Consider the following 13042-nt stretch of genomic DNA (forward strand, 5'->3'; position numbering starts at 1 on the left):
AATGAACATTACCGGATTAACAACTAAAATATTTTATCAGCTGACCCAAGAACAGCTAGTCTTGCAAACGTTGGAAAGAGGAGAGGGGCAGCTGAACGACACCGGCGCAATGGTTATCCGCACAGGTGTCTTTACCGGTCGCAGCCCGGCTGATAAGTTCATCGTCAAAGACAAAATGACCGAAAATACCGTGGACTGGAATAAATTCAATCAACCCCTCGGTGAAGCCTCATTTACCCTGCTCAAGGAAGCTATACTGGATTACCTTAATAAAAAGGCGGCGGTCTGGGTTCGGGATGCTTTTGCCTGTGCAGATCCGGCATACCGCCTGTCCCTGAGGATTATCAATGAACAGCCGTCTGCTAATCACTTTGCAGACAATATGTTTATAGCTCCTGACGCCGGTGAACTTAAAGATTTCCAGCCGGAATGGGTCATTCTTCAGGCACCAGGTTTTCAAGCGGATCCCGAACTGCACGGGACCCGGCAGGCTAATTTTACGATCATTTCCTTCAAGCATAAAACTATACTGATCGGTGGATCTGGTTATACCGGGGAGATCAAAAAAGGGGTATTTTCAGTGCTGAATTTCATCCTGCCACTACAGCATCAAGTACTTAGCATGCACTGTAGTGCCAATGCTGGTGTAAACGGTGATACTGCGTTATTTTTCGGGCTCAGCGGTACCGGCAAAACTACCCTTAGCTCGGATTCCAGCCGGAAACTGATCGGGGACGATGAGCATGGTTGGGATCACAAAGGTGTTTTCAATATCGAAGGCGGTTGTTATGCAAAAGTCATTAATCTCTCCAGAGAACTGGAAACGGCTATTTTTACGGCTATCCGGCCTGGTGCCCTGGTGGAAAATACAAGCTTCCTGCCGAATACGCAGTCCATTGATTTCAGCAGTAAAGTCATTACGGAGAATACGCGTGTAAGTTACCCGCTCGGGTTCATTAAAGACGCGATATTCCCTACGGTATCCGGACATCCGGATCATATTTTCTTTTTGGCCTGTGATGCCTACGGCGTTCTTCCGCCGATCAGCCGCCTTAACCGCGAACAGGCATTATATTATTTCATCAACGGCTATACGGCCAGAATTGCAGGAACGGAGGAAGGCATATTGGAACCACAGGCTACGTTCAGTACCTGCTTCGGTGCGCCTTTTTTGCCCCTGGCACCTGCTTATTATGCTGATCTTCTCCAACAAAAGCTGGAAACATCTGCTGCCGGCGTTTGGCTGGTCAATACGGGTTGGACCGGCGGGGAGTATGGAAAGGGCAGCCGCATCAGCTTACCTTATACGCGCGCCATGATTGCTGCAGTTTTAAATGGAAAACTTGTTGATGTGCTTTATGATGATCACCCCGTATTCGGTGTAGCCATACCCAGGGAATGTCCCGGCATTCCAGCTGAAATGCTTTGTCCATGGAATAGCTGGAAGGATAAAGGAGCCTATTTTATCATGGCCAGAAAGCTACACGAACTGTTTAAAAAGAATTACGAAAGTTTAAAGACTCCTGCTGACAAGGTATAAAAAATCAGTTTCGCAGGAGCCAATTTGATAACAGCGTTTGCCTAAAGCGAAAAACACGTTATAATCGTATTTTGCAGTCGTAAAACAGGTGTCTAATAGGAATCATTAGGGACAATGGAAATGACTGATTATTCATTATTTTGTTCGTAACCCTTAGGACTTTTCTTAAAAGTTGGATATTCGTTCGGCCCTTCATAGGTTAACTGCTCCAGCAGCTTGTCAAGACCACGCCCGTCTTGAATAGTTTTCCCGGATGCCCAGCCTGAATAAGGATAATATTTTATAACGGCAGCTTTATAGGTAAAATTAAGCTCGGTGTTGTTAATGATCTCAGGCCTGAATCCTAAGGCATTCAATGCATTTAAAGCAGTTTTCATGCGTTCAGGCTCGAGTTTGGCTTGCCGTTCTGCATCCAGCCGCGCTGATTGATATCGGCCCTGGGTTTCCAAAAACGCGTTAAAGTCATGCAGGTGTTCATTCACATAGGTTAGTTTAGCGGCATACTCATCCGTTTCCTTATTTTTTTGATGGGTGTAAAATTCTTCGATGATATTTTTGTGGCGTCCGGTGGGCAGATCAAAAATGTTATACGCGCTGATGTGTATGCCCAGCTGCGTTTCAAGATCTTTTATATCGTTTGCTGCGTAACCCATTGTGGAAAGTATTTGCAATATAATGATTATTTTTTTTTCGTTATCAGGAAACATCCGGAAGTTCCCTGGTTCCAGCTTTTTTTTGCTGCTGATTTTATGCCTCTGATGCTTGTTAACCGCTCCTTAACTATTTTCATTCAGGAAACGGGGCCCTGATAAAGTGGTTCCCAACTGCTCGTTCAGTTTTTTGATAAAATAATCACAGGCTTCAGGCACATGCCTCTCATCGTTCTGGTGCATAAAGAACCAGGCCGTTTTTAGTCCCATTGCCTTCCAATGCTTCAGCCGCTCGATCCACTCGTCCATCCGTGTGTAATCGCTTGCTGCCAGGTTATTGCCCACAAAACGGATCATTACTTCGCTTGTTGTGAGTTCCATGTGTAAACCATCTCTTCTTCCTGCGGTATCCGAGATAACTGTTCCTATGTTTAATGCCTGCAGTAATTCAAAAAAATCAGTACGGTTTGACGCAACGGCAAACCAATCCTTATGACGCACTTCTACACTGACTTTAATTGACCTTGGCAGGGATTCCAGGTAAGCTTTGAGCTGCGGAAAGCTTTTAGGTGAAAAATTTTCGCCCAGCTGCAGCAGCAAGTTACCTAAATGGTCACCAAAGCCGTCCAGGCTTTGATAAAACTTAGCCGTTTGTTCTTCTGCATTGGAAAGCCTGCGTATATGCGTAATGGTTTGTGGAAACTTTGGACAAAATTTAAAACCCGGCGAATCTGCTACTTGTTTAACCCATTTGCTTAGTTCATCTGCGCTGTAGATATTGTAAAAAGTGGGACCGAATTCAACTGTATTGAAGTTTTGGCAATAAAGCGGCAGCAAGGCATTGTCCGGGGTTTTTTTAGGATAAATTTTACCCACCCATTTTTTTTCAGCCCATTTTGGTGCGCCTACGTAAACCTGGAGTTCGTCGCCAGGTATGGTTTTTGCCAGTGTGCGCCTGGTCATTTCCGTATCCGGAGGAAGTGAAAAGTTGATATTGTCAATTGGGTCGTAAACGTGTCCGAATTCCATTCTTCAAAAATATATATTATCCGCTTTGCTATACAACAGTTCTTATTTTAAATGTTTTATTTTGTAGAAATGGATGATAGGGAACACCCGGTGATCGGTTTTGGTCTGGATTATGCAGGCCATTTGATCTATTGCGAAGCAGTGATGCAGGACGAGCACCATGACGTGCTTTTTAACGGTAAATGGGTCGCATCCATAGCTCATACCGAGCAATGGGACTGGATACAAGCCTCCGGCGTGATCCTGCCGGATGCGATCATTGCTGAAATAGGTTTAAGAATAGAAAGTAACTATCAATAAATAAAAAAAATCGCTATGCCTGAAATCCCGGATTTGAATATATTCAGCAGTAATCTCGCCAAGCGGCTTGTTGGCAAAACCCTCACCGCCATCCACATTCTTGTTCCAAGGAAACTCAAAACACCGGAAACTGCTTTTGCAGCGGCGCTGGAAGGGCAGCAACTCGTAGCTATCAACCGGGTTGGCAAGCAATTGTACTTCGTCTTTAAGGAAGGCCATGTACTGGGCCTTCATTTAATGCTTTATGGTGCTATGCATTGGTACGAGGGCGAAAACGAAAACAAGTTTACCATAGCAGAGCTGGAGTTTGCAGATGGTACGGGACTGGCCATTACAGACTGGCAGAAATCCGTAATGCTGTCCCTCGATCCGGAAATATCAAAAGTGCCGGACGCTTTAGCGCTTCCGGAAGGCTACCTGGGTACTGCGCTGAAGAAAATTAGCCGCCCTATTAAAACGGTACTGACTGACGGAAAGGTCGTTCAGGGTATCGGCAATGCCTATGTCGACGAGATCCTTTATGCAGCCGGGCTCTCGCCTTTTTCAATAGCTGAAAAGATTCCGAAAAACAAAATTGATGTATTGACCAAAGCGATCAAACAAGTGTTAACAGATGCAGAGGCTCACATTATCAAACATTTCCCGGATACAATTACTGAAAAGGAACGGGATTTTCTGAAGGTACACCTGCCTAAACACAAGCTGACACCCAAGGGCGAAGCTATTCTGGTAACAGAAATTGCTTCACGAAAAACTTACTATACCGAAGGCCAGGAATTATTTGAATGAGTTTGCCGTATTCGCTGCATAGCATGTAAATCCATAGGCACTTTTACGATAATGAATTTTTATACCCCCGTAATCATATTGATCCTATCCTAAAATAAGTCGTATTTCTTGGGATTTTAGGAGTACAGTACAAATGTGGTGATTCCATGCATCCTAGCAGTAAACGCCTGCCCTCGAAGGCAGGCGTTTACACAGCAGGATCAGTGTTTCTTTGGGGTAGCTTTTTTATTGGCTTTATACCTCATATCTGCGGTACCGTCTTTTTTTAGCGGGCCTGCCGGTTTCTTATTGGCTTTGAACCGTTTATCAGGGGTGCCATCTTTCTTCAAATGCTGCGCGGGCTTGGTCTGAAATGGCAACGCATTGACCTGGTTAAAGCTGGCCATACCTAACATCAATACAGTGAGAAATACAAAGATCTTTTTCATTTTTTTAGTTTTTTCCACTAAGCTAATGGGTTATCTATAGAATTGCAAGCCAATTTTTCTATAGTATTTAATTCCTTGCGGCTTGAAGGAATACCTTTTTGTCTTTTTTGTTTGGATATCAGGAATGCCATTATACTTTGAATTCCTGGCAGGATTGCTCTTGAGCAGTGTGCTTCCGATTATTCCAGATCCAATGCATTTTGTAGGACGCTTGCCCAAAGTTGATACCCCTTCCTATTCAGATGGAGCCCATCAGCGGCAAAATAATCGGCGTTAGGTTTTCCTTCATTGTTTAACATGGGTGTAAAAATATCTACCCAACTCCAATCCGGATGCTGACAGACCTCTTTTAATATTAGCTCATTGGTATATTTGAATTGATCGATAAGTCCCCAGCGCGCAATACTTGGTTTTAAGGATATAAAATAACAGGGGATCGTACCGTATTTCTTATTTACAGCTACTATCAATTCTTTAAAAAAGAGACATACCTCCTGAGGATGCCTGCCATCCGCCAAATCATTATCGCCCGCATAAATAATGATTCTGTCAGGCCGGTAACCGGACATTATCCGCTCAAAGAACCAAGCGCAGGCAGCCAGCGTAGAACCACCAAAGCCAAGGTTTACGGTACTTAGATTTTTAAAATCATCAGCGAGGGTCGTCCACTGCCTGATAGATGAGCTTCCGTAAAATAGGGTATCTGGCGTGTAGGTTAGTGCTGCCCGTTCTTTTTCCAAATGCACAATTTCCTCTTCATACCAAAGCATACCATTTCGTTTAAGCTGCCAAACCTAATTAAATGATTCCGGAATAATTATATAAATCCATTCAAAATTAACCCTTATTTGATTTGAATGGATTTAATCAACCAGGCAAAAAAGATGATCACCTTAGGGTTAGTTCTATTTAAATAAGCCCTTCCAACACTTTCTAATTATTTTCTAAACCGTATTAAAAAAGAATTTTTTTTATTATTTTAGAAGTGTCAAAAATCCTTTGGCAAATTCGATACTTTTTCTGGCATTCAGCTATTGGCTATCATTGAATAAATAATAGAAAAATTTTTATCAAAGAACCGCAGGGCAAAAAATGTTTGATGAATGCTGCCTTTTACCTGATGAAAAAAGAATTATCACTGAATAATTCCAGGATGATTTGGCAGACGCAAGTCGCTACTAATTAAACTGGAAGATTTTAAGATCAGTTTAAATAAATCAAACTAATACATCAAATAATAAAACTATTAAAGCAACCAGTAACTAATCACGCAATAAAGTCAAGGCAAGAATACATGAATACGAAAGAGACGGCAGAAGCGGCAAACCTTAATTTTGAATTTGAAGTCTACCAATTTTTAAACAATTGGATTTTTGAACATGAAGATGAAACGTTACTCCGGTTCGATCAATCATTAGCTGAATATTTATCAAATGATGCCTTACGCGATTTTTTCCTGCACTCTGTTCACCCGCTGAAAAAGTTATTGGAACAAAGCGCAATTGCCGGGCATTTGGGAAGAAGCTTAGCTGAGGTCTATTTTGATCCAGCTACGGGGGATCCTTTATTAGCTGCTTTTGAGCAGCGTATTTATAATCTTGCACACAGGATGGATAGCGAAAAAATGCATGTTCCTTTTCGTTCTGTACACCCAAGTAAACAAACCGAAGCAGGCGATAATTCGGATATTAGTACATATCCTGTTGAATCAGAGCAAATTCGTTATAATAGTGGTAATCATTTTGCCAGCCGCCCGGCTAACGGAAATGTATTCGATGAAAACAGTAAACGGTTTTCGGCTAAATCGGAAGGAAATTTAACGGTCATGTTCAAACTGGGATTTCTGGAGGATCGCTTACAGGAAATTAAAGAACAGGTAATCACATTACATGAAGCTGGAGTAAAAGATTTGCAATTCTTTGTCGTATGTAGCCGCCATTCCCCTACAGAGGGCCATTTTGGGACATCCTTAGTTATCATGAACCCATTAAATCCCCATTTTCCGGTACGTGTATTGGTCTGCGATACGCTATTGAAGGAACTTCCCCAGCATCCGCGTTGGTGGCATCACTTTATTGCTGAATATTCCAATGTATTTGGTAACGCCATCGGTGAAATCATGGAAGATCTTTCACTGCCCTTACAAAAAGTGAATATTAAAGGCGATCACCCTTACCGGCATGATTGGGATTGTCCATATTATGTAACCAGTATGACCGATGCTTTGGCTGAACTGATTCTAAGCGATGCGGAATTGGTTTTAAACGGGAGCTTACAGGAGATCCATCATGAAATGAAAAAGTTGATGCAGGATTATTATATGCCCAATCTGCTAATCAAAGACAGGCAAGAGATCAGATCCATAAACAGTTCAAAACGATGGAACAGCGGTCAGTCATTAATTAAGGAATTACTACTTGATATTGCAAAGAACTCATCCTATGAGCTTTAAATGAATTGCTTTGACACGCGGATTTCCAAATTGATCATACCAATCACCGGACGCTGGAATTGAGGATTACTTATTTATTGAAAACAGGCGGGCAAACCAATTGATTTCTTATCATCATTGCTAATTAAAAAACAGTATTTTTTCTTTTATGCTAGAAAGATGAAGCTCTAATTCCAAACTTAATTTTTATAGTATTAATTGCCGGCAGGTTGCAGCAATATTTGGTCATTCTTGGTGATTTCGATCTCAGGTTTGCCTTTATAATTGATCAGTGTGCCCAGCACAATAACAGCCGTTCCCTTAACTTTCAATGGATTGCCTATCGATTGGGCATCACCCTTGAATACGAGTGTTAAGGGACTGTTAGGGTAGGGTTCCCCCAGGTTGATCAGCAGCAGCTGTTCAAACTCTTTGTAACCTGCAACAACTCCTTTGACATTTACCTGCTCCAATATGTTTGCTGACTTCATTCAATTGAACGGGGGGGAAGATATTCCCGGGCCCGCTTTTTACTACCGGCGGCGGGTAAGATTCTTTATAGGGTGATTTTCCGTTGACACCTGTGAATATTTGATTAAGTAAACCTGCTAAGCGGATACCAGCCAATGCGATTCTTTGGTGTACAATGGGAATCTGTTTTTGATAATACGCATCATCCAGTATATTATTTTTTTCTACTGCAATATACAGCTGCGTGCTTAACTGGTAACTTTCCCATGCCCATTGCATCGGTGATTGAATTTGCCACCTTTTTATTTGTTCCGGATTTGCACTATCATATAACTTAGCCATCTGCTCCGTTGTTAAACCTTCCCGGTCAATCAACTTGCTGTCCCATAAACTATGAAGGTTCGTGTCTTTTCCCTCGAACTGAACTTGTATGGTATTGCCTCCTTTATCCTCGGCCCTGCTTACATGAAAGGGTTGATGAATATCCCCAACGAAATGAACTACGAATTTCAATGCTTCTGCTTTTTCATCTTTACTTGCTCCCGTGCTTGTCAGTAAAGCTGCATACTTCATAATAGCGCCGTAGACATTGTTATCTCCCTGTGATTTCACCAGTGCAGCAAACTGTTCATAGTTTAATCCTAATGGCGCATTGATATAATGCATGGAACTGGTTTGCTTATATGCAGCCTGGTTCCTTACCTCATCCGCCCAGGATGCGATTTCAGATATTTTCTGGCCGCCTAATAGGTTGATTATCTCCTCATTGGCTTTTGGCGTCAAATGATCTTCTGCAATTATCGCGACAGTCTGGTGTCCTTTAAAACCCCATGAAACCAAAGTAATGGCAAGCGAAATAAATATGAACAGGGACAGGTATTTCTTCATGAGACAAAGTTAAAACTAACTAATGTTTTTTTAGTCATATTTCTCCGTCGCTGCGGATATGATCGCTCTGCCAGCATATCTAACCTCTGCTTTGGCTAGCGCCAAGGGCTCGTATGCTCATTCGGCGCTGAACATGGCGAAGGGAGCGGCGTCGGGTATTGCGAAGATTACTGGCCCGTATGGACGATAGCGTCCCTTCTTTGTGAAAGCGTGTTGTGTGGTTGCTTGCGATCAGCTGTGAAGGAGGCAAGATACCCTCAGTGAGTCTATGAATGCCCCTCGGCTTCCTCAATCAGAGCCTCTACCTCCCCCTCCGTAAACCGATGCATCAGTTTTCGAGCTTCGGTCGCAATGTCCGGTTTCGAGTATGTATGGTGGATGCGCTGGACATGGACCTAAAACAGATGCTGTCGTTAGGGTCATGGAACTTGGCTGTGAGGTTGTAGACGTACCACAGGCGTATCGAATTCGTAGAGATCCCTCCATTGTTTCTGCCCGGGCTCCATGACGTTGATTTCGTTGTATTCGAACTCCTGGCTCTTTTTCACGTTGGACAAAACCGTCTTCGCCGTCTCGCACAGAGAGCAGTTGGCGCGAGTGAAGAGCGTTATGCGCGCCGTGTGCTGAAGAAGAGTCGGAGAGGGTCTCATTGTTAATTGAAAGCTATCGGCTTAATTGAAAGCTGTCGGCTAGCGGAAAGAGAAGGGGTGTTAGATCAGTCGAACATGAGACGAAATCCCATAAGATGCGTGCGCCATAGATTATATGTCTGCGGTGAAAAGAATCTCGAAGACGCGATCAACTTGCCAAACACTGATTCGGCGCTAGTTCGGCGCTAGTTCGGCCCTATTTCGGCCCTGCAAGTTCTTGCAGCAAAACATCTTCGAAATCGTACGACCACTGCAACGACACCAGCTCTGCCATGTCAACCTCGTCTCAACCCACAGTCGAGCTGCCTTGACGACCGGAAGTGTGGGGAGGTCCTGCCCGATTGAGGAGGATCGTACACGCGTGGCCGCTGGGCCCTTTGAGCGCCGGCACAGGCAAGCTCCTCGATGTCTCTCCAGCCCTACGTCAACAGTACCTCCTCCCCTCACTCCCCTCCCTTTCCTCCCCCGTTCCTGACCCATTTTCCTTACCCTTCCCCTCCCTTTTCTCCCCCATTCCTGACTCATTTTTCCCTTCCCCTTCCCCCCCTTTTCCTCCCCATCCCCCCACAAACTCACCCCCCACCCCCCACCCCCCTCTAGACCCCCAACTAACCCCCTACCCCACCCCCCCAATAGAAAAAGTCCTCATCCTCACAACCGACGGCCGCACCCTCCTCGGAACCCTCCTCTCCACAGACCAACTCACCAACCTCGTCCTCTCCTCCACAATCGAACGGATCATCCGCCCGCCCGACGACGACGAACCCAGCGCAGAAGTGAGCCATGGGCTTTATTTGATACGGGGGGAGAACGTCGCGGTTTGTGGGCTGGTGGATGAGGAGTTGGATGGGAGGATTGATTGGGGGAGGGTTAGAGGGGGGGTAGTGGGGGGGGTGAAGCATTCGTGAGAGAGGCTTGGGGGTGATGGGGGGATATGTGCGGTGGGAGGGATGATTGGGGGGGGTATGGTATGCGTTGGAGATGAGGTGGCGAAGTGGAGGTGGGGGTGGGACGGAGTTGGGATGGGATGAGAGAGGAATGACAAAGTACACAAGCGCAGTGCATGAGGAGAGGACGGGATAGGGCGGCCGGGCCAGAAGGGAGGGGCGCTGCAGAAGCACCTACGTACGAGGCTGGGGTTCGGGCAGTTGTGCTGGCGGGAGGGCACGCTGGCAGCCATAGTTTATTTTCGTATCTTGGCCCATGTACGACGGTCGGGAAGGACAGAAACCCGAATCGCGGCGGCTGCTCGGCTCCGTTGGCACGAGTCACTCGACGCCCAACCTTCGGAGGTCATGCGTGTGTAGATAAGGGATTGGCAGCGATGGTCACAACACCGAGCATGGTGCCATCGGCCGAAAGGCTCGTTTTTGGGATTGGACCGTTGGGTTTTGATATGGCATTCATAGGCCACTGGCAAGCAGACACGACACTTTGAGCTTTGCATGTTCAGCTGCAGTGACATTTCTCTTCGTGATTCCAGCTTTGTAGATTGGCGATGGATTTGGGATCCTCTCCCCTCCCATACCGAGGCCTATCTCGTCTAAAGTCTTCGCCCATGCTAAAGATATTCTTCCCAACTATCTCTTTCAGACACAATCCTCAATGATCGGCCGTGGTTCGTCCTGATGCGCGTCTTCTGGCGGACATGTAAGGAGATGAGAAGGAGTAATTTCCCAGTATCCAGGGGACAGAGGTGTATGCGTCTTCTCAATAGACGCTCAAACTCTGAGTAGCAACATCAGGGTATCTTGATTCACCTCAAACTCCCCCCCCCTCTGGACCCAACCATCGACGCATAGCATCAGCCCCGGTCCTGATCCCTCACAAAAGACACCACCATACCGCCAACCAAACCAGCGCCCATCCTAGCCCTTGGCAGCCACGCCCCCCTCCCTCACCCAATCCGCAAACTCCCTCCTACTAGCCTATATCCCAAACGCATTAGCCCTCATTTCCCAAACCCAAAACCCTCCCTCTCCATCCTTCCCTCCCTCCCATTCACCCCTACCCCTCCCCTTATCCTCCGACAAAAAAAAAACCCCCCTTTCACTCACCCTAACGTCCCAAAACCCCACCCTCCCCTCCAACCCCTCATACGGCCCTCCCGCCCCTCCCACTGTTCCCTTCTCTCTCTCCAACCCCCCAGCCCACACCCGCCAACTTATCGGCTTCAGTCCCTCCGCGCCCCAGACTAAGCCCACGCAGATGACGAGGACGGAGATGATGGTTTCGAGGGTGATGTCTAGGGGGAGGGATGGGCTGCTGGTGCTGCTGGTGGAGGTGGTGGTGAGGGACGGGGAGGATTGGTGTAGAGCGAGGAGGGAGGAGTGTTCGTGCGCGGAGTAGCATCTACGGGAGGGGGCGGGGGGGTGTTAGCTGCGGGGTTGGGGGGAGGGGGGGGGGGGAGGGGGGGATATGGAGATAGGGGAATGGAGAGTTAGAGAATAGAGAGGTATGAGAAGAGGGCGGGAAGGAGAAGAGGAAATGAAAGGGGTGGGGGAGAAGGAAGGGGGGCTTACGCGTGGGCGAGGAAGAGAAGGCCGAGGGCGGTGAGGGATTTTGCTAGGAAGGGCATTGTGGGCGGTGATTGTGTTGATTGTGAAAGATATAGATAAGCGATGATGAGTAGGACGAAGGGGGGGGGGGTGCAAAGTTTAGGGTTTAAATGGAGCGTGGAGTTTACAGGTGGAGTACGGCGGGCGCTGCAGACCTGGAGTGCTATTTCGGTTGAAGGATTGCAGAACCCTAGAGATAGAATCCCTAAAAATAGCCGCTTGCTTCACTGCATACAACATTGGCAAAATCACGAAACACCTCCATCGTTACCGACGCACCCATCCTTGTACCAAGTCATTCCGAAAACATGACATCATCCGGCCTCAAACTCCACCGATCAAAAAATACGCAAACTCCACTCCTCTCTTCGTTCCCGACTCTCGCCGTTACCGTTTCCGCTGCCCCCTACTCGTCCTCCAGTTTCTCCTGTCTGCAATAACCACAATGACGATGCCCACAAGCCGGACAATCCAACGATATCCGTTTCATCGGCGTCCACGCCTTACATTTGCAGCAATAAACGTTGACCCATCCCCTGGGCGCCTCAATGATGGACGGCTGTTCCAGGATGGGTAGCGAAATGGAGTCTGGAGTCATGATTGATGATTTGGGGTGCGGTGAGTGGGAAGGCTAATGCTGCCAGTGACTGTAGAAGAGGGCTGAAGGTCTGATTAAGTGGCCTGATTCTGCTTTAGCTTATGGAGCTTGGCTTTCGAAGGGACGGTCTAACCTTGAGAAGTGGATATTGGGTGTGAACTGAGTGTGGCTTCCTGGAGGTTCCAAATATGGCGTTCGAAGAGTGGTGGACCTCGAGAAGTGGAGGATGGGGTCGTGTCGAGTATGACTCTTTTAGCCAAGGAAGCCAATAAGAATCGGGCTTTGATGTTATGGGATGTTGAGATTGAGAAGTAAGGGAGAGGTAGAAGAAGCGGAAGGAGAATATCCAGCGCCTTTATGAGTTCTCGCAGATGGAGTTACACAGCTATAACGATGGCCTGAGACGGGATGTTTCGGAAGTGATGAGTGAGAGCGGAAAAAGAATCATTCACTTTATATTTGCAAACACGCTAAATGGGTTGTCCTCGTGGCATATGTGAGAGATATAACGATGACCAGAGAAGAAGATGTTTCAAAAGTGGTGAGTGACAACGGAATAAGAGCAACCACTGTGTACTTGCACACACACTTACATGATCTTCCCGATAGTATATACCATAAAATCCCGCAAGAACATCACGAGCATCCAAGCCCACGTAAATCCATGAAACGTCTCTGCCTAGCGAAGCCGAATCTTCACCCTCATCCTA

The 13042-nt window shown here is 46.4% G+C and carries 13 protein-coding genes; 6 read left to right on the forward strand and 7 right to left on the reverse strand.

The features are described 5' to 3' along the window. Position 1: 1 nt before the first annotated feature. Positions 2–1540 carry a phosphoenolpyruvate carboxykinase (ATP) gene (pckA, locus tag ACQY4U_RS12245; protein WP_428329696.1) on the forward strand — a complete coding sequence of 513 codons (1539 nt, stop codon included), beginning with the start codon at positions 2–4 and terminating at the stop codon, positions 1538–1540. A 128-nt stretch (positions 1541–1668) separates the two neighbouring features. On the opposite strand, the gene ACQY4U_RS12250 is transcribed toward pckA, so the two are convergent. Then, positions 1669–2247, reverse strand: a complete 579-nt coding sequence (locus ACQY4U_RS12250; protein WP_428329697.1) for a hypothetical protein — start codon at positions 2245–2247, stop codon at positions 1669–1671. 69 nt (positions 2248–2316) lie between these two features. Continuing rightward, entirely contained in the window at positions 2317–3219 is a 903-nt protein-coding gene (locus ACQY4U_RS12255) for a DUF72 domain-containing protein (RefSeq protein ID WP_428329698.1), read from the reverse strand. 69 nt (positions 3220–3288) lie between these two features. Between ACQY4U_RS12255 and ACQY4U_RS12260 the strand changes: the two genes are divergently transcribed. Together ACQY4U_RS12260 and ACQY4U_RS12265 are read left to right on the forward strand one after the other, a co-directional pair. Next, positions 3289–3519: a hypothetical protein gene (locus tag ACQY4U_RS12260; protein WP_428329699.1), complete on the forward strand. Its 231-nt coding sequence runs from the start codon at positions 3289–3291 to the stop codon at positions 3517–3519. Between the two features lie 15 nt (positions 3520–3534). Beyond that, positions 3535–4308: a DNA-formamidopyrimidine glycosylase family protein gene (locus ACQY4U_RS12265; RefSeq protein ID WP_428329700.1), complete on the forward strand. Its 774-nt coding sequence runs from the start codon at positions 3535–3537 to the stop codon at positions 4306–4308. A gap of 200 nt (positions 4309–4508) precedes the next feature. Here the strand turns inward: ACQY4U_RS12265 and ACQY4U_RS12270 are convergent, their stop codons facing one another. Beyond that, positions 4509–4736 (reverse strand): hypothetical protein, encoded by a 228-nt coding sequence (locus ACQY4U_RS12270; protein WP_428329701.1) that lies wholly within the window; start codon positions 4734–4736, stop codon positions 4509–4511. 179 nt (positions 4737–4915) lie between these two features. Next, positions 4916–5506 (reverse strand): SGNH/GDSL hydrolase family protein, encoded by a 591-nt coding sequence (locus tag ACQY4U_RS12275; RefSeq protein ID WP_428329702.1) that lies wholly within the window; start codon positions 5504–5506, stop codon positions 4916–4918. A gap of 524 nt (positions 5507–6030) precedes the next feature. Here ACQY4U_RS12275 and ACQY4U_RS12280 point away from each other — a divergent pair. Further along, positions 6031–7188: a hypothetical protein gene (locus ACQY4U_RS12280; protein ID WP_428329703.1), complete on the forward strand. Its 1158-nt coding sequence runs from the start codon at positions 6031–6033 to the stop codon at positions 7186–7188. 194 nt (positions 7189–7382) lie between these two features. Here the strand turns inward: ACQY4U_RS12280 and ACQY4U_RS12285 are convergent, their stop codons facing one another. The 3 genes from ACQY4U_RS12285 to ACQY4U_RS12295 form a co-directional block, all read right to left on the reverse strand. Beyond that, on the reverse strand, positions 7383–7658 hold the full coding sequence (locus tag ACQY4U_RS12285; RefSeq protein ID WP_428329704.1) for a hypothetical protein: 276 nt from the start codon (positions 7656–7658) through the stop codon (positions 7383–7385). Then, positions 7591–8526 carry a S1/P1 nuclease gene (locus ACQY4U_RS12290; protein ID WP_428329705.1) on the reverse strand — a complete coding sequence of 312 codons (936 nt, stop codon included), beginning with the start codon at positions 8524–8526 and terminating at the stop codon, positions 7591–7593. The genes ACQY4U_RS12285 and ACQY4U_RS12290 overlap by 68 nt, the downstream gene beginning before the upstream one ends. A 419-nt stretch (positions 8527–8945) precedes the next feature. Further along, entirely contained in the window at positions 8946–9176 is a 231-nt protein-coding gene (locus ACQY4U_RS12295; RefSeq protein ID WP_428329706.1) for a glutaredoxin family protein, read from the reverse strand. 320 nt (positions 9177–9496) lie between these two features. Between ACQY4U_RS12295 and ACQY4U_RS12300 the strand changes: the two genes are divergently transcribed. Next, positions 9497–10084 carry a U6 snRNA-associated Sm-like protein LSm8 gene (locus ACQY4U_RS12300; protein ID WP_428329707.1) on the forward strand — a complete coding sequence of 196 codons (588 nt, stop codon included), beginning with the start codon at positions 9497–9499 and terminating at the stop codon, positions 10082–10084. Between the two features lie 2759 nt (positions 10085–12843). Then, positions 12844–13042, forward strand: a 199-nt coding sequence (locus tag ACQY4U_RS12305; protein WP_428329708.1) for a hypothetical protein, incomplete at its 3' end; no start/stop codon positions are given.

Source organism: Mucilaginibacter sp. (assembly GCF_965277465.1).
GTDB lineage: Bacteria > Bacteroidota > Bacteroidia > Sphingobacteriales > Sphingobacteriaceae > Mucilaginibacter.